Genomic DNA, 24,050 nt, shown 5'->3' on the forward strand with positions numbered 1-24,050 from the left:
CGGAAGGGGCAAAGTACGCCAATCGGCTTGACTTGTATGACATGTTACAGGTAGAATACGCCCGAACCGGAAGCGCTCCCACTTCGACGGACGCGACCTGCCCCCGTCCTCGATGCCCGTGCTCCGCCTCCTTTCGCTCGCCGCGCTCCTCTTCGGCGGTACCGCCTGCGCACAGGGGACGGCCACGAGCGCGCCCGCCTCGGGCGTTGAGGCGGTGCACCCGAACGTCTTCGTCTCCGCCGACGAGATCGCGGCGATCCGCGCCGCCCGCGGGCAGTACGCCCTGCTCGACGCCACCATCGAGGCCGATGTCGTCATGATGGAGGCGGCGTTGGGGGAGCCGATCGAGACGCCACCGCCGGGCGAGGCCGGCGGCTACGCCCACGAGCGGCACAAGCAGAACTACCGCGAGATGATGGCGGCCGGGCTGCTCTACCAGATCACCGGAGAGCGCCGCTACGCCGACTTCGTCCGCGACATGCTGCTGCAGTACGCGGAGATGTACCCGGCCCTCGGCCCCCACCCGATGAGCGAGCGCCAGGTGCCGGGCAAGCTGTTCCACCAGCTCCTCAACGAGAACGTCTGGCTCGTCCACACCATCGTCGGCTACGACAACGTCTACGACGCGCTGACCGAGGCGGAGCGGGCGACGATCGAAGCGAACGTGTTCCGGCCCATGCTCGAGTGGTTCACGGGCGAGGGCGCGTTCTCGCTCGACCGGATCCACAACCACGGGACGTGGGCGGCCGCCAGCGTGGGGATGGCCGGCTACGTCCTCGGCGACCGCGACCTCGTGGAGCAGGCGCTCTACGGGACCGACAAGTCCGGCGAGGCGGGCTTCCTCCGCCAACTCGACGAGCTGTTCTCGCCCGACGGCTACTACATGGAGGGGCCGTACTACGCCCGCTACGCCATCTGGCCGTTCTTCTACTTCGCCGAGGCGATCGCGCGGAACGAGCCCGCGCTCGACATCTACGCCTACCGCGACGGGATCCTCGAGAAGGCGCTCTACGCGACGGTCCAGACGGCCTGGCCCGACGGGACGCTTCCGGCGCTCAACGACGGCAGCCTGTACATGTCCGTGGCCGCGCCGGGCGTCGTGCTCGGGACCGACCTCGTCTACGACCGCTACGGCAACGACCCGACGCTCCTGGGCGTGGCCCGCTTCCAAGGCCAGGTGATCCTCAACGGCTCCGGGCTGGCGGTCGCCCGGGCCTACGCCGCCGCCGAGACGATCCCCGAGATGACGTGGGAGAGCGTCGAGTTCCGCGACGGCGCCGACGGCGAAGGCGGCGGCCTCGGCATCCTCCGCGCCGGGACGGGCGAGGGCCAGACGGTCGCGCTCATGAAGTACGGCGTCCACGGCCTCGGCCACGGCCACTTCGACAAGCTGGGGCTCATCCTCTGGGACCAGGGCCGCGACGTCCTCGACGACTACGGCTTCGCCCGCTTCGTCAACGTCGAGCCGAAGTACGGCGGGCGCTACCTCCCGGAGAACGACACGTGGGCCAAGCAGACGCTCGCCCACAACACGGTCGTGGTCGACGGCCGGAGCCAGAACGACGGCGACCGGCGCGAGGCGGACGCCATGCACGCCGATCGCCACTTTTTCGACGGCGACGCGAGCGATGGCGTCCAGGCCGTGAGCGCGTATGCGCGCGGCTACTACCCCGGCGTCGACATGCAGCGGACCGTGCTCCTCGTCGAGGACGACGCCTTCGACCACCCGATCCTGATCGACCTCTTCCGCCTCGCCGCCGACGCCGAGCACCAGTACGACTACCCGCTCCACTACGACGGCGTCCCGATCACGGCCAGCTTCGACCTCGCGGGCCACGCCGACGCGCTCCGACCGCTCGGCGACGACGCCGGCTACCAGCACGTCTGGGAGACCGGCCGCGCGAGCGCGACCGGCGACGTCCAGTTTACCTGGCTCGACGGCAACCGCTACTACTCGGTGACGACGGCCGGGACGGCGCCGACCGAGATCTTGATGGGCCGGACGGGCGCGAACGACCCCGACTTCAACCTGACGAGCGAGCCGCTCCTCGTCTTGCGCCGCCGGGCCGCCGACCACCTGTTCGCGAGCGTGATCGAGCCCCACGGCTACTACAGCGGGGCGACCGAGAGCTCGGTCCAGGCCCGCCCCCGCGTCGCCGCCGTCCGCGTGCTCGGCTCCGACGACGCCGCGAGCGTGGTCGAGATCGAGGACCACGCTGGCGCGCGGTGGCACGTCTTCGTCAACAACGGCGCGCCCTCCGACGGCCCGCATACGGCCACGGTCGGCGGGCAGGCCGTCACCTGGACCGGCAACGTCGCCGTCCGCCCCGTCCCCTAGCTCCCCCCGTTCCCGACTGGCGGCCTTCCGCCGGCACCCATTCACCCCCTCGAACACGTGATCGACCTCTCTGGAAAGACCGCCCTCGTCACCGGTGGCGGCCGCGACATCGGCAAAGCCATCTGCCACCGCCTGGCCCAGGCCGGCGCCGCCGTCGCCATCAACTACCGCTCCAGCAAGGACGAGGCCGAGGCCGCCGCCAAGGAGATCACCGACGCCGGCGGCACCGCCGTCGCCGTCCAGGCCGACGTGACCCAGCCGGACCAGGTCGAGCGGCTCGTCGCCGAGACGTGCGACCAACTCGGCAGCAGCCTCGACATCCTGGTCAACAACGCCGGCGGGCTCCTCGAGCGCTGCCCGATCACGGAGATGAGCGAGGACCTCTGGGACCGGGTGATGGACGTCAACTTCAAGAGCGTCTTTCTCGTGACCAAGGCCGCCGCGGCCAAGATGAACGACGGCGGCGCGATCGTGAACCTCTCGTCGCTGGCGGCCCGCAACGGCGGCGGCGGCGGGGCCGTGGCCTACGCGGCCTCGAAGGGCGGCGTGCTCACGCTCACCCGCGGGCTCGCCAAGGAGCTCTCGGGCCGGAAGATCCGCTGCAACGCCGTCTCGCCGGGCCTCATCGCCACGACCTTCCACGACACGTTCACCCCCGACGAGGCCCGCCAGCGGACGGCCGCCACGACCGCCGCCGGCCGCGAGGGCGAGGCCGACGACGTGGCCCAGGCCGTCGTCTTCCTCGCCTCCGACGCGTCCTCCTACATCAACGGCGAGTCGCTCGAGATCAACGGCGGCCTCTACTTCACCTGATCCCATGGAGCCGATCATCCAGGGCTCCGGCCCGTTCATCAAGACCGACAACGTCGAGTGGGAGGTGCCCGACCCGGGCATCACCCGCCAGGTGCTGGGGTACGACGGCGAGCTCATGCTCGTTCGGGTCGTGTTCGAGCAGGGCGCTGTCGGGACGCCGCACCGGCACCCGCACCGCCAGGTGAGCTACGTCTGCAAGGGGGCCTTCGACGTGACCATCGACGGCAAGACGACGACGCTCCGCGAGGGCGACAGCTTCTTCGTCGAGCCCGACCTCCTCCACGGCGCCGTCTGCACCGAGGCCGGCGAGCTCCTCGACGTGTTCGCCCCCGCCCGCGAGACGTTCGTCCCCGAGGGCGGCTGAGCTTCCTGCCTCGTCCGCCTCGGTGCGCCGGTCAGCGCACCGAGGCGAGCCGTCCCACCACCCCCTCCGTCCGTCATGCGCTCCGCGCTCCTCGCGTTTCTGTTCTCGCTGGCGACCGCCGTCAACGCGCAGGGCCAGTACGAGACGTACACCGGCTGGGCCGTCCCCACCGATCCGGTCCTGCCCGTCGAGGAGAGCCACCCCCAGCTGTGGTTCGGGACCGACGACCTCGACGCGCTCCGCGCGAAGTGGCACGACCCGACCTACGCCGACGTCCGCGGGCGTGTCCAGGCGGACATCAACCGGTACCGGAGTCGGAGCCCCGAGGCGACCGACCCCGGCGACCGCTCCCAGATGGCGAAGGCACTCGCGTTCGCCTGGATCGTGGACGACGACATCGTGGCGCGCGTCAAGGGCTACCAGGCCCTCCTCCTCGCCTACGAAAACGTCCCGCGAGAGGCGACATCGGACGCCTTCAGCGGCGAGTACGACGAGATCTACCGCGCGACGTGGCTCCAGAACTTCTGCGCCGCCTACGACTGGCTCCACGGCGTGCTCTCGCCCGAGGACGACGCGACGATCCGCGCCGCGCTCGCCGAAGAGACGGCGCTCCTCGCCGACAACATGGTGAGCGGCGTCCGCTACGCGCCCCGCCCCCACAACCACCGCTCGAAGCCGGCCTACGCCGTCGGCACGGCGGCCCTCACGCTGTCGGACCACCCCGACGCGGCCGAGTGGCTGACCCTCGCGCTCAAGCAGCTCAACACGACGACGCGGTACCAGTTCTCGGCGGACGGCGTCTACCGGGAGGGCTCCCACTACTGGCTCTACAACTTCGTCAACGGGATCCCCTTCCTGTGGCAGTACCGCGAGGCGGGCCAGGACCTGTTTCCGGCCTATCAGCCCACGTTCGAGTGGCCCGTCCAGGTCCGCACCGGGCGCGGGTGGATGCCGGCCCTCGAGGACGGCTTCCCCAAGCCGGCCCCCACGCACATGGTCGCGGCGGCCTACGCCGACGCTCCGACCGCGCTCCACTCGGCGGCCCCGCTCGGCGAGATCCTCCAGTGGAACTGGGCCACGACGGAGTTCTTTACCGACAACTACACCGGGGCAACCAACGACGTGGTCTGGAGCGTCGACGAGTTCCTGACGATGGACCTCTCGATCCCGGCGACGGCCCCAGACGCCTCGCCGACGCAGCGACTCGAGAGCGGGCAGGTCGTCTTCCGAAGCGACTGGGACGCGGGCGACCCGGGGACGCGGCGGCTCCTGTTCCACGGCGTCGCCAGCGCCGACAACCACGACCACCCCGACCTCCTCTCGTACACGCTCGACGCCGAGAACACGCCGCTCGCCGTCGACGCCGGTTACGGCCCGGACGGGTTCTCCGACGACCGCCGCGACTGGTACCTCTCGGCCCAGGCCCACAACGTCGTCACGGTCAACGGCTTCCCCGTCCGCGACGTCAGCACGGGGCAGAACGAGGGGCCGGAGCAGACGGCGTTCCTCGACGGGGCCGCCTTCGACGTGGCCGAGATGTGGGCGCCGAACAACGGCGTGCGGGGGGGGGCGACCGTCCGCCGCGGCATCGCGTTCCTGGACGACGAACGGTTCGCCGTCTACGACCACGTCGAGGCAGGCGAGGCAGCGAGCCTCCAGGTCCACGTCCACGGCCGGGGCGTGCCCGCCCGGGATGGCCAGACGTTTACGTGGACGGCCCCGGCCGACGCGGTGGGGGAGGGGGGGCGCCTCCACGCCTCGTTCGTCGCCGACGGCCCGCTCCTGTTCGACGCGACCGACGGATGGACGAGCTTCTACTTCGACCGCGAGGAGGCCCAGCAGAGCGTCGTCGCGCGCCGGAACGCCGACGCCGCCACGGTCCTCCACACGCTCTCGGCCACGCCCGCCTCGGGCGCCGCGCCGGCCGTGACGGACCGGACGGACGGCGACCTCGTGAGCGCCGAGCTGGCGACCGGCACGGGCGCGTGGCACCTCGCGACGCAGCGCGACCCGGCGCTCCGCACCGCCGACCGCGTGACCACCGACGCCCCGTTCGCCGCCGTCGGCCGCGACGGCGACGCCGTGACGCGGTGGGGCACGGTCCGTGCCACCGACCTCCGGTGGGACGGCACCCCGCTCGTCGAGGCGAGCCGACCGCTCACCCTCTCCGCCGACCTTCGCGACCCGAGCCGCCAGATGCTGGCGGTCGCCCCCTTCGAGGGCGAGGCGACGGTCACGCTCCAACTCCTCCCCGCCACCGCGATCGCCGAGTCGGTCACGCTCGACGGCGCCGCCCTCGACGTCGAAACGCTGGGCGACGGGCGCGTCCGGTTCACGCTGCCCGAGGCCGGCACGGTCGTCGTCGACACGGACCTGGAGGTCTCGGACGAGGCGTCACCCGAGACCGGGGGGCTCCGCCTCGGCGCCGCGCCGAACCCGTCCGCCGGCGCCGTCCGGCTCTCGCTCGACCTCCCCGCCGCCGGGCCCGTTCACGTGGCCGTCTACGACGTGCTCGGCCGCCGCCTCGCCACGCTCGCCGACGGCCCGCTCGCCGCGGGCCGCCACGCGCTCGTCTGGGACGGCCGCGCCGCGTCCGGCCCTGTCGCGCCCGGCCTCTACGTCGCCGTCGCCGAGGCGGGCGATCTCCGGTCGGTCACCCGCCTCGTCCGCCTCTGATGCGCCGTCGACTCTCGTTTGCGGTTCTCGCGCTCCTCCTCGCGCCGCTCCTCCTCGCCGGGTGCGGTGACGAGGGCGACGTGACCGTCCTCCGCGTCGCGAACTCGCTCGATGCCGAGTCGCCGGTCCAGAAGGGGCTCCTCCGGTTCGACGAGCGGCTCCGGGAGCTCTCGGGCGGGACGATGCGGATGGAGATCTACCCGAGCGGCCAGCTCGGCACGGAGCGGGCGACGATCGAGCTCCTCCAGCTCGGGACGCTCGACATGACGAAGGTGTCGTCGGGCGTGATGGAGAGCTTCGTGCCCGAGATGGGCGTGTTCAGCATCCCCTACCTGTTCCGGGACCGGGACCACCTGTGGCAGACGCTGGGTGGCGAGATCGGCGAGGAGATCCTCACGACGGCCGAGCCCTACCGGATGCTCGGCGTGGCCTACTACGACGCCGGTTTCCGGAGCTTCTACGTCAACGGCCGCGAGGTCCGCGAGCCCGACGACCTCGCCGGCCTCAAGATCCGCGTCATCCCGAGCCCGCTCTTTATCCAGACCATCAACCTGCTCGGCGGCAACGCGACGCCGCTCGCGTTCTCGGAGGTCTACGGCGCGCTCCAGCAGGGGATCGTCGACGGCGCCGAGAACAGCCCGATGAGCCTCTACGGCATGGGCCACTACCAGCAGGTGACGCACTACGTCCTCGACGAGCACTCGGCCCCGCCCGACATCCTGCTCATCTCGACCCACCGCTGGAACAAGATGAGCGCGCAGCAGCGGGCGTGGTTCCGCCAGGCCGCCGCCGAGTCCGTCGCGCTCCAGCGCGAGCTGTGGCTGGAGGAGGAGGGCGCCGCGCTCGACTCGGTCCGCGCGGCGGGCGTCGAGGTGGTCGAGGTGGACAAGGGCCCGTTCCGCGAGGCGGTCGCCCCGATCTACGCCGAGCTGGCGGGGACGCCTGTCGGCGCCCTCGCCGACCGGATCCGCGCGCTCCCCGAGGCGGGCGCCCCCGCCGACACGACCGACGCCCCATGACCGACGCCCCCGCGCGCAGCTTCACCTCGGCCCTCGACCGCCTGCTCGGGGCCGCCCTCATCGCGCTGACCGTCGTGATGGTCGTGACCGTGACGTGGCAGGTCGCGACGCGCTACCTCCTCAACAGCCCGAGCTCGTACACGGAGGAGCTCGCGACGTACCTCCTCCTGTGGATCTCGCTCCTGGGGGCGGCCTACGCGCTCCGCCAGCGGGCGCACCTCGGCATCGACGTGGTGACGGCGCGGCTGGGGCTGGAGGGGCGCCGCCGGGCCCGCGTGGCGAGCTACGCCGTGATCGCCGCGTTCGCGCTCGTCGTGTTCGTCGTGGGCGGGGGGATCCTGGTGTCGGTCACGTTCGAGCTGGGCCAGCGGTCGGCCGCCTTCCAGGTGCCGGTCGGGTACGTCTACCTCGTGCTCCCGCTCTCGGGCCTGCTGATGGCGTACTACGCGGTGGTGGGGGCGGTCGAGACGCTCCGTCGCACGGCCCCGCCCGACGACGCCTCGGGCGCCTCGGAGCCGCCCGAGACCGTCCGCTTCGTCGACTAAGCCCACCGCCCGCATGGCCCTCGCCGTCACCGTCCTCCTCCTCGTCTTCCTGGTACTCCTCGCGCTCGACGTCCCGGTCGCGTTCTGCATCGGGGCGGCCACGCTCGCGTCGCTCCTGACCGTCGCCGACCCCGGCCCGGCCGTGAGCACGGTCGCGCAGCAGCTCGCCGGCGGGCTCAACAGCTTCACGCTGCTGGCGATCCCGTTCTTCATCCTGGCCGGCAACCTGATGGCCCACGGCGGCATCGCCCAGCGGCTCATCGCGTTCGCGCGGTCGCTCGTGGGGGCGCTGCCCGGCGGGCTCGCGTTCGTCAACATCATCTCGTCGATGCTGTTCGGGGCGATCTCGGGCTCGGCGATCGCGGCGGCGGCCGCCATCGGCGGCGTGATGCACCCAAAGATGACCGAGGCCGGCTACGACGAGGGGTTCAGCGCGGCCGTCAACGTGTCGGCCGCGACGACCGGGCTCATCATCCCGCCCTCGAACGTGCTCATCGTGTACTCGCTCGCCTCGGGCGGGGTGAGCGTGGCGGCCCTGTTCGTGGCCGGTTACGTCCCGGGCCTCCTGCTCGGGGGCGCGCTCATGCTCGTGGCCGGCATCGTCGCCAAGCGGAACGGCTACGGGACCGACGAGCGCGTCCCGCTGGCGGAGGTCGGCCGGCGCTTTGTCGACGCGCTCCCCAGCCTCGGGCTGATCGTCGTCGTGATCGGGGGGATCGTGGCCGGGATCTTCACCGCGACCGAGGCCGCGGCGATCGCCGTGATCTACGCGCTCGTGCTCTCGGTCGGGGTCTACCGGGCCGTCTCAGTGCGCGACCTCGGCGACGTCATCCTCCGCGCGGTCGTGACGACGTCGGTCGTGATGCTCCTCGTGGCCACGTCGATGGCCCTCTCGTGGGTCCTCTCGTTCGACCGGATCCCGCAGGGCGTGGCCGAGGGGCTCGTCGGGCTGTCCGAGAACCCCATCGTGCTCCTGCTGCTCATCAACCTCGTGCTGCTGGCGGTCGGGACGTTTATGGACATGACGCCGGCCATCCTCATCTTCACGCCCATCTTCCTACCCGTGGCCGTCGGGCTCGGCATCGACCCGCTCCACTTCGGGATCATCATGGTGCTGAACCTGTGCATCGGGCTATGCACCCCGCCGGTCGGGACGGTCCTGTTCGCGGGGTGCGGGGTGGCCGGCGTCCCGGTCTCGCGGATCGTCCGGCCGCTCCTCCCGCTCTACGTCGCGATGTTGGTCGCGCTCGCCGTCGTGGTCCTCGTCCCGGAGCTGACCCTCGCTCTTCCCCGAGCGTTCGGGCTCTAGAACGGCTGGGGGTGTATGTTGTCTGACACCTTCGCCGTCAGGACATGTCTGGGACACGATTCAAGTCAGTAGGGAAGCCGGAACTGCTGAGCCAGACCGTCGAGACCGCCATCGAGGAGGCGATCCGGTCGGGCGATCTCGCGGAGGGCGAGAAGCTGCCGTCGGAGATGGAGCTGTGCTCGCAGTTCGGTGTGAGCCGGACGGCCATGCGTGAGGCGCTCCGGATGCTCTCGGCGCGGGGCCTCCTCCGCATCGAGAAGGGGCGGGGGACGTTCGTCCGCCGGCTCTCGGCCGACTCAGTGGTCACGCCGATGGAGCTCTACCTCCACATGCACAGCGGGACCGACCACGCGCTCCACGTCGTCGGGGCCCGCCAGCTGATCGAGCCGCCCATCGCGGCGGCCGCCGCCCTCCACCACACGGAGGAGGACGCGGAGAAGCTCCGCGCGAACATGGCCGAGCTCGCCGGCGCGACGGACGACCGCGAGGCCCTCACCCGCCTCGACATGGCGTTCCACCTCCTGATCGCGGAGGCGGCACACAACCCCGTGCTCCCCTTGTTCGTCCGGCCGATCCAGATGCTCATGCCGGCGATCAAGGCGGACGTGTACGAGGTTGTCGGCGACGCCCACTCCGCCGCCGTCCACTGGCACACGAAGGTCCTCGACGCGATCCTCGGCCGGGACGCTGAGGCGGCAGAAACGGCAATGAAGCAACACCTCGAGATCGCCCGGGAGCACGTGGAGTCGGCGTTGGGGCGGCGCGTACAGGCCGCCTGAGAGCTCCCCCCGGGGTTCGCGCGGCCTCGTAGCCGCGAAGTTCCGGAAGCGCTTGCACGTGAAGTGACGGTGACCTATACTGGATTCAACCTGTATGACATGTTACATGCTACAGGTCGAGTCCTCTTCCACCCCCGCACTCACATGCGCCACTTCTACACCATCGTCGCCCTCGCCGGCCTCGCTCTCGGGGCGGGCGGCGCCTCTGCACAGATCACGGTCGCCAGTTCGGGCGACTGGAGCGACCCCACCACGTGGTCGACCGGCGCGGTCCCGACGGCCGGCGACGATGTGGTCATCGCCGACTCCACCGTCACCATCGACATCGCCGACGCCGAGGCTAACAACGTCACCGTCAGCGGCGAGGGCTGGCTCCGGACCGGCCGGGGCGTCCCGGGCACGGACGAGAAGGGCCTGACCGTCTACGGCGACCTCACCATCGACGGCCCCGACGCCGAGCTCCGCCCGCTCTCCAACGTGGACGAGAGCGACGTCGGCCTCGGCGAGATCTACCACCGCCTGACCGTCCACGGCGACATCGACAACTCCACGGGCGGCACGTTCGACATGCGCCGTGGCTCGACCTCGTCGACGCCCGCCGACGCCTCGTTCATCGACCTCATCTTCGACGGCAGCGAGGACGCCACGCTCCACCTGGGCGACTACGACAACGACGACAACCAGCTCTTCCGCGTCACGATCGCCAAGGACGACGGGGCGACAGTCACGATGCTCAACGACGCGACCGTCGACAACAACAGCCGGGCCACCTTCACGCTCGAGAGCGGCTACCTCGACACCGGGGACTTCCGGTTCACGCTCATCTCGAACAACAGCTCCGTCGTGGTCGGCGGCTCGCCGGCCTCGTACGTCCTCGGCGAGTTCGCGCGCGGGCTCCCGAAGGGGACCGCCGACAGCCAGACCAGCCGGGAGTTCCCGCTTGGCGACGAGACCGGGTACCGGCCCGCGACGGTCTACGTCACCGACCGCCCCTCTGACGACCAGTTCATGGGTGTCCGCCTTGTGAGCGAGGCGCCCGACGGCGCGCTGGAGGGCGGGCTCATGGAGCTCTCGCCGAACCGGTACTACGCCTTCGAGTGGTACTTCTTCGACTCGGCCGACCCGATCTCCCTCGACCGCGTCGAGGTCAGCTACGGCACCGGCGACGGCGTGCCGGAAGGGAGCGAGAGCTTCGTCGTGGCGAGCTCCACCGACGGGGGCGCGACGTGGACGAACGCGGGCGGCTTCGACGCGGACGGGACGACCCCGCACGTCACGACGCTGGCCGCGCCGCCGACGCCGATCGGCTCGGGCGAGCTGACGGGCTGGGACTTCGACTTCGAGGTCGTCGGGACGGACGTCGTCGGCGACGTGCACTACGCGGCGGTGGGGACGACCGACTCGTTCGGGACCGCCATCACCCGGGGCCCCGAGGCGGACGCCCTCCAGTTCGCGGCCTCCCCGAACCCGACCTCGGGCTTGGCGGCGCTCTCGTTCACGCTCGGGACCGCGGCCGACGTCGCCGTTGAGGTGTTCGACGTGCTCGGCCGCCGCGTTGCGACGCTCGCCGACGGTCCCCGTCCGGCGGGCGCGCACGAGGTGGCGTGGGACGCCCGCGCCCTCGCGTCGGGGGTCTACCACGTGCGGCTCCGGGCCGGTGACGTCGTCGTCGCCCGGACCGTGACGCTCGCACGCTGACGTACCGATCGCGGCCAACGGCGCCCTTCCCCCGGTGTGTAGCAGGCCAGGGGAGGGGCGCCGTGCCGTTCGAGACCCATGTCTACCCACCCCGTCCGAACCCCCTCCGCTGGCACCCGCGCCGACGTCGTCCGCTGGATCGAGCGCGACCGGGCCGTCGCCGTCGTCCGCACGGACGCGCCCGAGAAGCTGGTCCGCATCGCCGACGCGCTCCGCGAGGGCGGCGTCGTCTGCGTCGAGGTCACGATGACCGTGCCGAACGCAATCGACGGCATCCGCGCGGTGTGCGACGCATTGGGCGACGGCGTCCTCGTCGGGGCCGGGTCCGTGACCGACGCCGAGACGGCCCGCGCCGCCGTCGAAGCCGGCGCCCGCTACGTCGTCAGTCCCGTGTTCAAGCGCGAGGTGATCGAGGCCGCGCACGCCCTCGACGCCGCCGCGATGCCCGGCTGCTTTACGCCGACCGAGATCCTCACGGCCCACGAGGCCGGCGCCGACGTGGCCAAGGTGTTCCCGGCCGGGAGCCTCGGGCCCGGCTTCATCCAGGGCGTCCTGGCCCCGATGCCCCACCTCAAGCTGATGCCGACCGGCGGCGTCTCGCTCGACAACGCGGCCCAGTGGCTCCGCGCGGGCGCCGTCGCCGTCGGCGCCGGCTCGGCCCTCGTCGACCCGGCCGCCATCGCCGCCGGCGACTGGGCCCAGCTCACGGCCAACGCCCGCCGCCTCCGCGCCGCCGTCGACGCTGCATAAGCCGCCGAGGCCTGCCTCTGCGCCCATCGACGCGGCCTGTTTTCCATGGGACCTAACCCTCGACCTCAATGGGACTCCCTTCGAATCCGCTCGCCCCCTTCCTAGCAGAGGGCACGTTCCTCCGTGCCAACGACCTTCCCGAGGCTGCCCGCGCCGTCCGTGAAGCGGCCGGGCTCTCCTCAGCCGAGGCCGGTCAAGAAGTGGGAGTCGAGCCTGTCGACGTGGAGAGGGCAGAGCGGCGGTCGTTCACGGGGGTGAGCCTCCGGAAGCGGCTGGTCGAATCTCTCGGCGGTTGCACCCTCGATGGCCCCTACTACCGAATCCGAGAGTCGATCTAACTCATCCCCCGCACACCCACCATGTCTACCGTCGTCACCTTCGGCGAGATCATGCTCCGGCTCTCGACGCCGGGGTTCACCCGCTTCGCCCAGGCCCAGAGCTTCGACGCCACGTTCGGCGGCGGCGAGGCCAACGTCGCCGTGTCGCTGGCCCACTTCGGCCACGACGCCCGGTTCGTCTGCAAGCTGCCAGCCCACGAGATCGGGCAGGCCGCCGTCAACCGGCTCCGCCAGTACGGCGTCGACACGCGGTTCGTGGTGCGGGGCGGCGAGCGCGTGGGGATCTACTTCCTCGAGACGGGCGCCAGCCAGCGTCCGTCGAAAGTGATCTACGACCGGGCCCACTCGGCCGTGAGCGAGATGGACCCCGACGAGGTCGACTGGGACGCCGCGTTCGCCACCGAGTCCGGCGGCGCCGACTGGTTCCACTGGACCGGGATCACGCCCGCGCTCGGGCCGAAGCCGAAGGCCGCCGTCGAGCGCGCCTGCCGCGCCGCGAAGGCCGCCGGGGCGACCGTCTCGTGCGACCTCAACTTCCGCTCGAAGCTGTGGACGACCGAGGAGGCCCAGGCGACGATGCGCCCGCTCATGGAGTTCGTCGACGTCTGCATCGCGAACGAGGAGGACGCCGACCGCTCGCTCGGCGTGACGACCGAGGGGTCGGGCGCCGAGGCCGCGGCCGCAGCCGAGCTCGACGAGGCCGGCTACGCCCGGCTGGCCGAGCGCCTCCGCGACGACTTCGGGTTCGACGCCGTCGCCATCACGCTCCGCGAGTCGCACTCGGCCAGCGACAACGGGTGGAGCGCGATGCTCCTCGGCGGGGCCGGCTCGGCTCGGCCCGTCGCCGAGGCGGTCCGGAGCCGGGTCTACGACGTCCGCCTCGTGGACCGCGTGGGGGGGGGCGACAGCTTCGCCGCCGGCCTCATCCACGGGCTCCTGACCAAGGACAGCGCGGAGGACGCGCTCGGCTTCGCCGTGGCCGCGAGCGCGCTGAAGCAGACAATCCCCGGCGACCTCAACCTGACCTCGGCCCGCGAGGTCGAGGCCCTGGCCCACGGCTCCGGCTCCGGCCGCGTCGAGCGATAAACGGCCGTTTCCTGGCCGGCGTAGCAGGTCGTCAGCGATCGGCCTCGCCGACGCCATCGCCCGTTCGAAAACCCGTCCAGGAATCTGCGTCTGGGTTTGCCCCGACCGGGGTGTCCGGACACCTCGGCCGGAGACGGAGGCCGCGTGAGAGCCCTCTGACACCACGGGTGGCGTAGGGCACGTCCGTCTATGGCCGCCGCCTCTCCTCCGCCGTGTCCGTCCCCCGCCGCCTCGTCGCCCTCGTCGACTGCTCCGCGTTCTACGTCTCGTGCGAGCGGGTCTTCAACCCGTCCTTGGAAGGCGTCTCCGTCGCCGTGCTCAGCAACAACGACGGGTGCGTCATCGCCCGGAGCCAGGAGGTGAAGGACGCCGGGGTCCGGATGGGCGAGCCGTTCTTCAATTGCCGCCGCGAGCTCCGGGAGATGGGCGCCCGGGTCTACAGCTCGAACTATACCCTGTACGGGGGCATGAGCCGGCGGGTCATGGACACGCTCCTCTCCGTCTCGCCCCAGTCGTCCCGTACTCGATCGACGAGGCGTTCGTCCACCTCCCCACCGGCGGCCGGACCGGCGACGCGTCGCGAGCACGCTGAGGCCACGGCCCGCGAGATCCGCCGACGCGTGCTCCGGTGGACCGGGATCCCCGTCCGTGTGAGCGTGGCCGAGACGAAGACGCTCGCGAAGGCGGCTTCGAAGTACGCCCGGACCCTTCTGAAAGCGAGGCGGCGAGAGGGGCCACGAGGGCGGCGCGGTGGGGGGAGAAAGAGCGGTTCACGGGGTTGCGCTTGTGGAGATCGAGGCCGGTGAAGGAGGCGGGCGTCATTGCGGCAGCGCCGAGTGGGATCGTCAGGATCTGATCCCAGTTGGAGCGATCCCGCCATTGTTTCTAGCCGGAAGTCAAGGGGTCGACGGCGGCTCCAGTCCACAAGTGGTCGGCTCGAGGAAGAGGGCGGCGGGGCCGCGGCGGATCCGCCCCGACAGACGGCGGCCCGGCTCCTGCAGTAGGAGCCAGGCCCCGAGTCGGTCCGCGAGCGAGGGCGCTAGCGGAGGACCGTGAACCGGGCCGAGGTCTCGCCGCCCTCCGTCCGGATCCGGACGAGGTAGGCGCCCGCGCCGAACGCCGCCGTGTCGAGGGCGATGGCCTGCCCGGCGCCCGCCGTCATCGCGCCGACCGCCTGCGAGAGCACGCGGCGGCCGAGCACGTCGAACACCTCGACGGTGACGTCGCCGGTCGCGGGGAGATCGAGCCGAACGAGGAGCGCACCGCGCGTTGGGTTCGGGACGGGTTGGACGGCGAGCGCCAAGTCCCCGGCGTCGCCAGCGAGGGGCGTCGCGGTGCCGCGGGTGAGCGTCACCGCGGCGGGCGCGCCGAGGGAGGTGAAGCTACCGTCGGTGGCGACGGCCCGGTGGTAGACCGTGATCATCTGACCGTCGCTGACGCCGTTGTCGGCGAGGAGGGCGTTGATGGCGGCCACCTTCGTCTCGAACGTCGGCGCGGTGCCGGCGTCGGCGTCGAAGACGACCATCGTGAACGCCTCGTCGAGCGCCACCTGCCAGCGGTACGCGACCGTGTTGGCGTTGGGATCGCCGCCGGCCCACGTCACCACGAAGGGGGCCTCGCCGTCGCCGGAGAGGTCCACCGAACCGCCGTCGGCGGGAGCCGTGACGGCGGGCGCGGCGGGCGCGAGATCGGTGCTGACGAGGACCTGCCCCCGGAGCTCGCCGCTCGGCGCGTCGACGGAGTGGACGTTGGCGTAGTAGCCGCCGGCCAGGAAGGCCGCCCGCTGCTCCGCCGTCAGCTCGAAGACGTTGGCGGACGAGGCGAAGGCGCCCGCCCGGTTGTCAGCCCCGAGGGCGACCGTGAGCGGGAACGCCACGCCGCCGTTCCCGGCGACGGGCCCGAGGTGGAGGTGGGCCCCGACGGCCGTGTTGAAGTCGCTCTCGAGCCCGGCGAAGGCGCCGGAGACGGTCAGCGTGGTCCCGTCCAAGAGGGCGAGCACGCCGCCCGTGGCGTCGGTGTCGACCGCGGGCACCTCGTTGGCGCCCACCAGCCACGCCTCCAGCGGGCGGACCGCCACCGGCACGGCCTGCCCGCGGAGCTCGCCGCTGGGGGCCGTGTCGGAGTGGACGTTGACGTAGTAGCCGCCCGCGACGAACTCCGCGGCGTCCTCTGGGGTGACCGCGAACGTGTTCGCGTCCGCCTCGAAGGACCCGCTCGCGTCGTCGCCGCCGACCACCGTCGTCAGCGAGAACGCGATGTCGCCGTTGACGCCGATGCCGGCCTCGTGGAGGTGCGCCCCGCCGCCGATGTCCTCGTTGAAGCCGCCGATTCCGGCGAAGGCGCCGCTCACGATGGCGTTGCCCCCGGCGATCTCGACCACCGCGCCGCCGCGCGCCTGCGAGTCGTTGGCCGGCACCTCGGCGCGCCCCGAGAGCACCGCACGGAGCTGCGTCGACGACGCCGGGAGCGCCTGGCCGCGGACCTCACCCGACGGTATCGCCGTCGAGTGGACGTTGACGTAGGTGCGCCGCTCCTGCAACGCCGACACCTGGTCGTCCGTCAGCTCGACCGTGTTCGCGGCTGCGGCGAACGTCCCGCCGAGGCCATCGCCGTCGACCTCAGGCGCGAGCGCCTGCGTGACGCCGCCGTTCTGGCCCGCCAGCCCGATGTGGAGGTGCGACCCGACGGCCGCGTTGTACGCGCTCTCGAGCCCGGCGAAGCTGCCGGACGCCGTGAAGCGGTTCCCGACGAGCTCCAGCGCGAGGCCGCCCGAGGCGTCGCTCCCGTTGGCGGGCACCTCGTTGGACCCGCCGAGGACGACGGTGAAGGGCACCGAGGCGGCGTTGAGCACCTGGCCCCGGATCTCGCCGGACGGCACGGCCTCGGAGTGGACGTTGACGTAGACGCCCCGTGCGGCCAGCGCTGCCGTGAGGTCGCCCGAGACGGCGATCGTGTTGTCGGCCGCGGCGAAGACGCCGTCGTCGGTGCCGTCCAGCGTCGGCGTGAGCGACACCACGACGCCGCCGTTCTGCCCGGCCAACGCCGTGTGGAGGTGCGCCCCGACGTCCTCCTTGAAGTCGTCGACGCCGACGAAGCTGCCGGAGGCCGTGAGCTGGTCGCCGAGGACCTCGACGATCACCGCGCCGCCCGCCAGCGACGGGATTGCCGGGACCTCGGCGCTGCCCGATAGCGTCGCCCGGAACGTCGTCGCGCCAGCCGCGACGAGCTGCCCGCGGATCTCGCCCGAGGCGACCTCGGTGGAATGGACGTTGACGTAGAGCCGCCGCTCGGCGAGCGCCGTCGCCTGCTCGGCGGTCAGCGTGAAGGTGTTGTCGGCCGGGAGGAACGTGCCACCCCGGTTGTCGGCCTCGAGCGTCGGCGCCAGGGCGAGGGTGACGCCCCCGTTCTGCCCGGCGTAACCGAGGTGGAGGTGGGCCCCGACGGCCGCGTTGAAGTCGCTCTCGAGCCCGGCGAAGGTGCCGGAGACGGTCAGCGTGGTCCCGTCGAGATCCGCGAGGACCGCGCCGGTCGCGTTCGAGACCGTCACCGGGACTTCGTTGCCGCCGGAGAGGTTGGCGCGGTACGCCGCGGCGACGGCGGGCACGAGCTGCGCCCGGATCTGCCCCGCCGGGAACGCCTCCGAATGCACGTTGACGTAGAGCTGGCGTCGGCCCAGCGCCGCGATCTGGTCGGCCGTGAGCGTGAACGTGTTCCGGGCGGCCTCGAAGGTGCCGCCGGTCCCGTCCGCGTCGAGGGTCGGGTCGAGGGCGACCTCGACGCCCCCGGCCTGCCCGGCGTAGCCGCGGTGGATGTGCGAGACGGTGTAGCCCGACGTGAGGCCGTCGAACCCGCCGGTGACCGTCAACTCGGAGCCGTCGAGGACGGCCGAGACCTCGCCGGTGGCGAGCGTCACGTTGGCTTCGGGGGCCTCGTTGCTGCCCGAGAGCGCGGCCGTGTACGTCTGCCCGCCGCCGCTCCCGGCGTCGACGATCTGCATGGAGAGGCCCATGAGGGCGTGGTTGCTGCACTGGTAGTACAGCACGTCCGGCGCGCTCTGCGGCACAGTGAACGTGAGCGTGGAGATGCCGGTGGCGTAGTTACCCGTGACGCCGTCCGAGAACACCCCCGCCCCGGCGCCGGTGGCGCTTGTGGAGAGATAGAAGGGGTGGACGCCCGAGACGTTGTCCATTACGAACGCGTACGTCTGCCCACGCTCGAGCGTCAGGCCCGGCACCTCGACGCCATCGATGTAGTAGGCCGAAGGGTGACCCTGGCTAGCGTTCGGGTGGGCGGCCGTCTTCGAGGCGACGGTGACCGAGAAGGAGGTCTGTGCCCGGAGCGGGACGGCGAGCACGAGCGCCGCGAGGACGACCGCGGCGAGGCGGGGGACGAGTCGCAAGGTCATGGAGACAAGAGAGATGAGATGTCCCTGCGTTCTCCTCCCGTCGCTCCGCGGATCCACTGTCGCCGGGGGTTCAGGCCGGTCCTGACCGGAGACGGCGGTCTCGCCTACATCCGCTCCCCCCGCTCCCGCCGCCTTCGGTGCTGGTCTGGAGGCCACGCCGCGGGTGCGGGCGGCCGAGTGAGGGCCGCGGCTCGCCCGGGGGGATCGTCGTCTCGCTGGCCGTGCCCACCGTGTCCGGAGTGCTCCGGCGCCAGGCGGAGCCGTCTGGCCAGAGGCCGGCTGTGGCCCGGAGGCCGAACACGGGCAACCGCTTGCCCCGGACATGGGAGAAACCCCTATCTTGGTGGCTCCCCGCCCCACCATCTCGGGGCGCACGCGTCCCACCACGCCCTCCATGCTCCACCTCGCCCTCGGCCTCCTCGCCGTGACCATCGCCGCGCTCGCCGCCCGATGGCACGAAGCCGACAGTCGGAGGTGGGCCCGGACCCCGGGGGGCCAGAGGGCCGGGTCCCAGCGGCCCGCCGGGGCCCGCGAACGCGCCGCGCGGGGGGGAGTCGTCGCGGACCGGGTGCCCATCGCGACGGTTACGAGTCGCGCGTCGCGGCGCTAGGCGGGCCAGAGCTGCCGCGGACGGGCCGACCCCGGGCGGGTCTGGAAAACGCTCGGGGCGGACACGTTTCTCGCGTCCCGCCCGTCTGTAGGCCATGGATACCGAAGACGTCCGCGGCCGCCTCGGCGCCCCCAAACGCGCCGTGCCCTGGTTGGTCGCCGCCGCGCTCATCCTCCTCGGGCTCGCACTCGCGGCGAGCCCGATGGAGCCGTACCGAGGGCGGCCGTCGCCAGAGCCCCCAGGACAAGGACAGCGGTCGGGGTCGGCCCTTCGTGCCTCCCCGGTCTAGGAGCTAACCGGCGCGCGGGGACCGTGTAGCGGAAGGCGCCCTCGTTGGCACGGAACGACCCGGAGGCCCGCCACCCGTCGTCGGTGGACGCGACCTCGGCGCCGCCGGGGACCGGGGCGAGAGCGAAGACGGCGAACTCGTCGGGGTCGTCGGCCCGCTCCCCGACGACGGCGAGGTCCCCGGCCGTCTGGGCCGTCGCCGCGAGCGGGACGAGGAGGACGAGGGAGGCGAGCGTTCGGAGGAGTCGGGCCCTGGGTACGAGGGGACGGGTCCCACGCCTACCACGTCGGACCGTCGCCCCGTTGACCAGAGCATGGTTTTGCCCCGTCGGGATAGCTTCGCGGTCCCCGACGCCGACTCCCGTGCCCACCCCCAGTCCGACCTCCTCGCGCGCGTCCGCCGCCGGGCCGCCGCTACACTCCCCGACCCCGCCTCGCAGCCGGCCGTTGCCCGGCCCCCCTCTCGGACGAGCGGGCTGGGTAGAGTGGCGACTCAAACCTTCGCCTCGGCTGCCGGCCGGTCAGACGGCGCCCCTCGCTCGACCGGCTGATGCCGGTTATCGGTCTTCTCCCTCGGGGGAGAGGACGTCGTAGGCGGTCGTGGAGACGTGCCTGCCCGTCTCGGCCCGAGTCGGGATCGAGTCTGCCGCACGGCCTCCTGCCGCGAGCCTCGTTGCAACGCGCAATCAGATGGCTGCGACGGGTGCAAGCTGCGACGCGGCAGGCGCAAAACACGTCTCTACAGAGCCCTGTGGGCGGCGGACCGGTTTGGCACCCAGTTTGGTTCGGGTGTGTCGAACTCTTCCCCCTGACGCGTCTCTCGATCCACTCGCGCCCTGCGACTGATACGATGCCACATGCCCGCGTGATCATCTCTCGGCCAACGCCCAGCCGTCCTCGCCCTGGTTGCCGGTTGACGAAGCGCGGAATCTCCGCGGGCGGATCGAAACCGGTGCGTCCGGGCTGATGTCTGAGACCAGTGCCGGCCGCAGGGGCACCCTGTCTGCTGGCCAAGTCGACGTACCGCTGTAGGTCCAAACGAAGGGGAGTAGCGCCTGCCGGACGGTTCCGCCGTAAGGCAGGGGAGGCATCGTCAACACGTCCCGTCCCCCGGGACCGGTGCCCCAGCGAGCGCGAGACCTTCACCCTCCACACCTGGACGGTGAGGTCTGCCCATGCGGTCCGCCCAGAGGCGGGCCCTGCGCACCGCGCCGTCCGCAGTCCCCTTCACGATGAACACGCTCAAGGTCGGGCTCCTCCTCACGGCGCTCTTCGTCCTGGTCGGCCAGTGGGTCGGCGGGACCGGCGGGATGGTGATTGCGCTGGGCCTCGCGCTCGCGATGAACGTCGGGAGCTACTGGTTCAGCGACCGGCTCGTCCTCCGGATGACGCGGGCCGTCCCGCTCACGCCGGATCAGGCGCCGGACCTCCACGCCATGACCGAGCGGCTGGCGGAGCGCGCGGGCATCCCGATGCCGCGGCTCTACCTCGTCCCGGACCCGCAGCCCAACGCGTTCGCGACGGGCCGGAGCCCCGCACACGGCGTCGTCGCCGTGAACCAGGGGCTCCTCGACCTGCTCACGCGGCGGGAGGTGGAGGGCGTGATCGCCCACGAGATCGGTCACATCAAGCACCGCGACACGCTGACGATGGCCGTCGTGGCCGCGCTCGCGGGCGCCGTCATGACGCTGGCCAACCTCGCTCAGTGGTCGGCCCTGTTCGGGGGCTCGGACGAGGAGGGGACGAACCCCCTCGCGCTCCTAGTCGTCGCGATCGTGGCCCCGTTCGCGGCCATGATGGTCCAGTTCGCCGTCTCCCGCGCCCGCGAGTACGAGGCCGACGCGACGGCCGCCGACCTCGCCGGCTCGCCGGACGGGCTCGTCGGCGCGCTCCAGAAGCTCGGCCGGGCGACCGAGGTGGTGCCCTCGTCGGTCCAGCGGCCGCAGACGGCCCACCTCTGCATCGCCAACCCGCTGGCCGGTGGGCGGCTGGCGGGCCTGTTCTCGACGCACCCGCCCATGGAGGAGCGGGTCGCCCGGCTTCTAGCGAGGGACGCCGTGCGGTCCCCTCGTCTGGAGGCCATCAGCCCCCGTCTGGAGGCCACCGGCCTTTCAGCGTCGGCCCTGCGCTGACCTCCGGTTCACGAGGCCGCCCCTCGGCGACCTCCACGTGCTCTCCCCACGGGCCGCCTCCGCCGCGGCCAGCCCCCGACCCCGGCGGGACCTGCCCGCCTCCCCACGACACCCCCATGTCGACCTCGACCCTCACCCCGTCCCCCGCCGCCGAGCGGCGCCCCCTCCCCCCGGCGCCCCCCGAGGTGCCCGCCGACGCCTGGCACGCCCGGCCGACAGCCGACGTGCTCGCCGCGCTCGGCACCACCGACCTCGGCCTGAGCACCGAGGTGGCCGCCCGGCGGCTGGTCGAGCACGGCCCGAACGCGCTCCCGCAGCACGGCGGCGAGAGCGCGCTCTCCATCCTCGTCCGCCAGTTCCACAACCCGCTCATCTACGTCCTCCTCGCCTCGACCGGGCTCGCCATCCTCACGGGGAAGGTGTTCGACGGGCTGGTGATCCTGGGCGTCGTCGTGCTCAACGCGATCATCGGGTTCGTGCAGGAGTACCGCGCGGGGAAAGCCATCCAGGCCCTCTCGGCGATGGTGCCCCAACTGGCGACCGTGCTCCGCGACGGCCGCCGCCAGTCGCTCCCCGCCGCCGACCTCGTCCCGGGCGACGTGGTCGCCCTCCAGTCCGGCGACAAGGTGCCGGCCGACGTCCGCCTCCTGGAGGCGCGGACGCTGAAGGTGGAGGAGGCCGCGCTCACCGGCGAGTCGGTCCCGGTCGAGAAGGGGCCCGCGCCGGTCGACGCCGACGCCGGGGTCGGCGACCGCCGCAGCATGGGCTACAGCGGCACCCTCGTCACCTACGGGACGGGCACGGCCGTCGTCGTGGGGACCGGCGCGCGGACCGAGCTCGGCCGGATCTCGGCGCTCCTCAAGGAGGCCGACGACCTCGAGACGCCGCTCACGAAGCAGCTCGGCGTCATCGGGACGTGGATCACGGCCGGGATCGTGGCGGTGTCGGTCGTGCTGCTGGCGGTCGGCCTCCTCCGCGGGTACCCCCTCGGCGACGCCGTCCTCGCCGCCGTCACGCTCGCCGTCGGCGCGATCCCCGAGGGGCTCCCGGCCGTCGTCACCATCGCGCTCGCCATCGGCGTGCAGCGGATGGCCCGGCGGCGGTCGGTCGTCCGGAAGCTCCCGGCCGTCGAGACGCTCGGGAGCACGACGGTCATCTGCTCCGACAAGACGGGGACGCTCACCAAGAACGAGATGACGGTCCAGGCGCTGTGGACGCCGGCCGGCGCGTGGCGGCTCACGGGCGTCGGCTACGCCCCCGAGGGCGCGCTCGTCACGGACGACGGCGTCGCCGTCCCCGGCCCGGTCCCGGACGCCGTCCGGGCGCTCCTCACCGCCGGCGCCCTCTGCAACGACGCGACGGTCGAGCGCCAGGGCGACGCGTGGGCCCTCACCGGCGACCCCACCGAGGGCGCCCTCGTGACGGCCGCCGACAAGCTCGGCCTGGAGGCCGAGGCGCTCCGCGTCTCGCACCCCCGTCTCGACGCCGTCCCGTTCGAGTCGGAGCGTCAGTACATGGCGACGCTCCACCGCGAGCCCGGCGGCGGGCAGGCGATCTACGTCAAGGGTGCGCCCGAGGCCGTCCTCCGCCGGTGCGCCCTCCCCGAGGGGGGAGCGGAGCGCGCCGCCGTGCTCGCCGAGGTCGAGCGGATCGCGGCCCAGGGCATGCGGGTGCTCGCCTGCGGCGTCCGCCGGCCGGGCGGCTCGCACGCCGAACTGGCCGAGTCCGACGTCGAGGCCGGCTTCACCTTCCTCGGCCTCCAGGGCATGATCGACCCGCCGCGCGCGGAGGCCGTCGAGGCCGTCCGCGCCTGCCGCGCGGCCGGGATCACGGTCAAGATGATCACGGGCGACCACCCCGAGACGGCCCGGGCCATCGGCGAGGCGCTCGGCCTCGCGGACCCCGGCGAGGAGGCCGTGACGGGCGCCGAGCTCGGACGGCTCTCGGACGAGGCGCTCCGCGAGGCGGCCGCGCGCCACAACGTGTTCGCGCGCGTGGCCCCCGAGCACAAGCTCCGGCTCGTGCAGGCGCTCCAGGCCCGCGGCGAGGTCGTCGCCATGACCGGCGACGGTGTCAACGACGCGCCCGCCCTCAAGCAGGCCGACATCGGCGTGGCCATGGGCATCACCGGCACGGCCGTCTCGAAGGAGGCCGCCGACGTGGTGCTCGCCGACGACAACTTCGCCTCCATCGCCGCCGCCGTCGAGGAGGGCCGCCGCGTCTACGACAACCTCATCAAGGCCCTCGCCTTCCTCCTCCCGACGAATCTCGGGCTGGCCGTCATCCTGAGCGTGGCCGTCGCCTTCTTCCCGATCGTCGGGGGCGAGGCGCTGCTGCCGATGCTCCCCGTCCAGATCCTCTGGATCAACCTCGTCGCGTCGGTGGCGCTCGCGCTGCCGCTCGCCTTCGAGGCCCCCGAGCGCGACGTGATGCGGCGGCCCCCACGGAGGCCGGACGCGCCGATCCTGAGCCGGTTCGTCGTGGGCCGCACCGTCGCCGTGGCGCTCCTGATGGCGGCCGGCGCCATCGGGCTGTTCCTCAACGAATATCGCGAGGCGCTGGCGGCGGGCGTGGAAGCGGCCGCGGCCCTGGGCGAGGCGCAGACGATGGCGGTCACGACGGTCATCCTGTTCCAGATCTTCTACCTCCTCAACTGCCGCTCGCTGAAGGAGTCGGTCCTCCAGATTGGCCTGTTCAGCAACCCGTGGGTGTACGTCGGGATCGGGTCGCTCCTCGTGCTCCAGCTCGGGTTCGTGTACCTCCCGGTGATGCACGCCGTCTTCGGCTCGGCACCGATCCCAGCCCACGCGTGGGGTGAGGCGCTCGTCGTAGCGCTCGTCGTGATCCCGGCGATCGGCCTCGAGAAGTGGTGGCGGCGGCGGCGGGCCGGGGCCTGACCC

General features: G+C 72.3%; 15 protein-coding genes. 14 read left to right on the forward strand and 1 reads right to left on the reverse strand.

Annotated features, from left to right (window positions below; all coding sequences use genetic code 11):
• Positions 1 to 118 precede the first annotated feature (118 nt).
• The 12 genes from BSZ37_RS05220 (at position 119) to BSZ37_RS05275 (ending at position 14,521) form a co-directional block, all read left to right on the forward strand.
• Entirely contained in the window at positions 119 to 2,338 is a 2,220-nt protein-coding gene (locus tag BSZ37_RS05220; protein WP_179299485.1) for a heparinase II/III domain-containing protein, read from the forward strand.
• A gap of 57 nt (positions 2,339 to 2,395) precedes the next feature.
• Positions 2,396 to 3,151, forward strand: coding sequence for an SDR family NAD(P)-dependent oxidoreductase (locus tag BSZ37_RS05225; RefSeq protein WP_218830405.1), 756 nt, complete (start codon positions 2,396 to 2,398; stop codon positions 3,149 to 3,151).
• Positions 3,152 to 3,155: 4 nt separating this feature from the next.
• Entirely contained in the window at positions 3,156 to 3,515 is a 360-nt protein-coding gene (locus BSZ37_RS05230) for a cupin domain-containing protein (protein ID WP_095509529.1), read from the forward strand.
• A gap of 75 nt (positions 3,516 to 3,590) precedes the next feature.
• Complete coding sequence (locus BSZ37_RS05235; RefSeq protein ID WP_095509530.1) at positions 3,591 to 6,191, forward strand: heparinase II/III domain-containing protein; 2,601 nt, start codon at positions 3,591 to 3,593, stop codon at positions 6,189 to 6,191.
• Positions 6,191 to 7,210: a TRAP transporter substrate-binding protein gene (locus BSZ37_RS05240; protein ID WP_095509531.1), complete on the forward strand. Its 1,020-nt coding sequence runs from the start codon at positions 6,191 to 6,193 to the stop codon at positions 7,208 to 7,210. Before BSZ37_RS05235 ends, BSZ37_RS05240 begins: the two co-directional genes overlap by 1 nt.
• Positions 7,207 to 7,755 carry a TRAP transporter small permease gene (locus BSZ37_RS05245; protein ID WP_095509532.1) on the forward strand — a complete coding sequence of 183 codons (549 nt, stop codon included), beginning with the start codon at positions 7,207 to 7,209 and terminating at the stop codon, positions 7,753 to 7,755. The genes BSZ37_RS05240 and BSZ37_RS05245 overlap by 4 nt, the downstream gene beginning before the upstream one ends.
• A gap of 13 nt (positions 7,756 to 7,768) precedes the next feature.
• Positions 7,769 to 9,064, forward strand: a complete 1,296-nt coding sequence (locus BSZ37_RS05250; protein WP_095509533.1) for a TRAP transporter large permease — start codon at positions 7,769 to 7,771, stop codon at positions 9,062 to 9,064.
• A 44-nt stretch (positions 9,065 to 9,108) separates the two neighbouring features.
• The gene (locus tag BSZ37_RS05255) at positions 9,109 to 9,843 is read left to right on the forward strand and encodes a FadR/GntR family transcriptional regulator (protein ID WP_095509534.1); all 735 of its coding nucleotides are present in this window, start codon (positions 9,109 to 9,111) and stop codon (positions 9,841 to 9,843) included.
• A gap of 144 nt (positions 9,844 to 9,987) precedes the next feature.
• Positions 9,988 to 11,541, forward strand: a complete 1,554-nt coding sequence (locus tag BSZ37_RS22330; RefSeq protein WP_095509535.1) for a T9SS type A sorting domain-containing protein — start codon at positions 9,988 to 9,990, stop codon at positions 11,539 to 11,541.
• Between the two features lie 78 nt (positions 11,542 to 11,619).
• Positions 11,620 to 12,291 carry a bifunctional 4-hydroxy-2-oxoglutarate aldolase/2-dehydro-3-deoxy-phosphogluconate aldolase gene (locus BSZ37_RS05265; RefSeq protein ID WP_095509536.1) on the forward strand — a complete coding sequence of 224 codons (672 nt, stop codon included), beginning with the start codon at positions 11,620 to 11,622 and terminating at the stop codon, positions 12,289 to 12,291.
• 359 nt (positions 12,292 to 12,650) lie between these two features.
• Positions 12,651 to 13,715, forward strand: a complete 1,065-nt coding sequence (locus BSZ37_RS05270) for a sugar kinase (protein WP_095509537.1) — start codon at positions 12,651 to 12,653, stop codon at positions 13,713 to 13,715.
• A 212-nt stretch (positions 13,716 to 13,927) separates the two neighbouring features.
• The gene (locus BSZ37_RS05275; protein ID WP_095509538.1) at positions 13,928 to 14,521 is read left to right on the forward strand and encodes a Y-family DNA polymerase; all 594 of its coding nucleotides are present in this window, start codon (positions 13,928 to 13,930) and stop codon (positions 14,519 to 14,521) included.
• Between the two features lie 233 nt (positions 14,522 to 14,754).
• Here the strand turns inward: BSZ37_RS05275 and BSZ37_RS05280 are convergent, their stop codons facing one another.
• Positions 14,755 to 18,120, reverse strand: coding sequence for a CHRD domain-containing protein (locus BSZ37_RS05280; RefSeq protein WP_179299486.1), 3,366 nt, complete (start codon positions 18,118 to 18,120; stop codon positions 14,755 to 14,757).
• Between the two features lie 2,130 nt (positions 18,121 to 20,250).
• Between BSZ37_RS05280 and BSZ37_RS05285 the strand changes: the two genes are divergently transcribed.
• Entirely contained in the window at positions 20,251 to 21,150 is a 900-nt protein-coding gene (locus BSZ37_RS05285) for a zinc metalloprotease HtpX (RefSeq protein ID WP_095509540.1), read from the forward strand.
• A 116-nt stretch (positions 21,151 to 21,266) separates the two neighbouring features.
• Positions 21,267 to 24,047: a cation-translocating P-type ATPase gene (locus BSZ37_RS05290; protein ID WP_095509541.1), complete on the forward strand. Its 2,781-nt coding sequence runs from the start codon at positions 21,267 to 21,269 to the stop codon at positions 24,045 to 24,047.
• The last annotated feature ends 3 nt before the right edge of the window (positions 24,048 to 24,050 follow it).

The organism is Rubrivirga marina (assembly GCF_002283365.1).
Taxonomy (GTDB): Bacteria; Bacteroidota; Rhodothermia; order Rhodothermales; family Rubricoccaceae; genus Rubrivirga; species Rubrivirga marina.

What these genes read in the sequence shown, in the direction of transcription:
- BSZ37_RS05230 (WP_095509529.1), top strand. Translation starts at nt 3,156, where the DNA reads ATGGAGCCGATCATCCAGGGCTCCGGCCCGTTCATCAAGACCGACAAC.
- BSZ37_RS05235 (WP_095509530.1), top strand. Translation starts at nt 3,591, where the DNA reads ATGCGCTCCGCGCTCCTCGCGTTTCTGTTCTCGCTGGCGACCGCCGTC.
- BSZ37_RS05240 (WP_095509531.1), top strand. Translation starts at nt 6,191, where the DNA reads ATGCGCCGTCGACTCTCGTTTGCGGTTCTCGCGCTCCTCCTCGCGCCG.
- BSZ37_RS05245 (WP_095509532.1), top strand. Translation starts at nt 7,207, where the DNA reads ATGACCGACGCCCCCGCGCGCAGCTTCACCTCGGCCCTCGACCGCCTG.
- BSZ37_RS05250 (WP_095509533.1), top strand. Translation starts at nt 7,769, where the DNA reads ATGGCCCTCGCCGTCACCGTCCTCCTCCTCGTCTTCCTGGTACTCCTC.
- BSZ37_RS05255 (WP_095509534.1), top strand. Translation starts at nt 9,109, where the DNA reads ATGTCTGGGACACGATTCAAGTCAGTAGGGAAGCCGGAACTGCTGAGC.
- BSZ37_RS22330 (WP_095509535.1), top strand. Translation starts at nt 9,988, where the DNA reads ATGCGCCACTTCTACACCATCGTCGCCCTCGCCGGCCTCGCTCTCGGG.
- BSZ37_RS05265 (WP_095509536.1), top strand. Translation starts at nt 11,620, where the DNA reads ATGTCTACCCACCCCGTCCGAACCCCCTCCGCTGGCACCCGCGCCGAC.
- BSZ37_RS05270 (WP_095509537.1), top strand. Translation starts at nt 12,651, where the DNA reads ATGTCTACCGTCGTCACCTTCGGCGAGATCATGCTCCGGCTCTCGACG.
- BSZ37_RS05280 (WP_179299486.1), bottom strand. Translation starts at nt 18,120, where the DNA reads ATGACCTTGCGACTCGTCCCCCGCCTCGCCGCGGTCGTCCTCGCGGCG.
- BSZ37_RS05285 (WP_095509540.1), top strand. Translation starts at nt 20,251, where the DNA reads ATGAACACGCTCAAGGTCGGGCTCCTCCTCACGGCGCTCTTCGTCCTG.
- BSZ37_RS05290 (WP_095509541.1), top strand. Translation starts at nt 21,267, where the DNA reads ATGTCGACCTCGACCCTCACCCCGTCCCCCGCCGCCGAGCGGCGCCCC.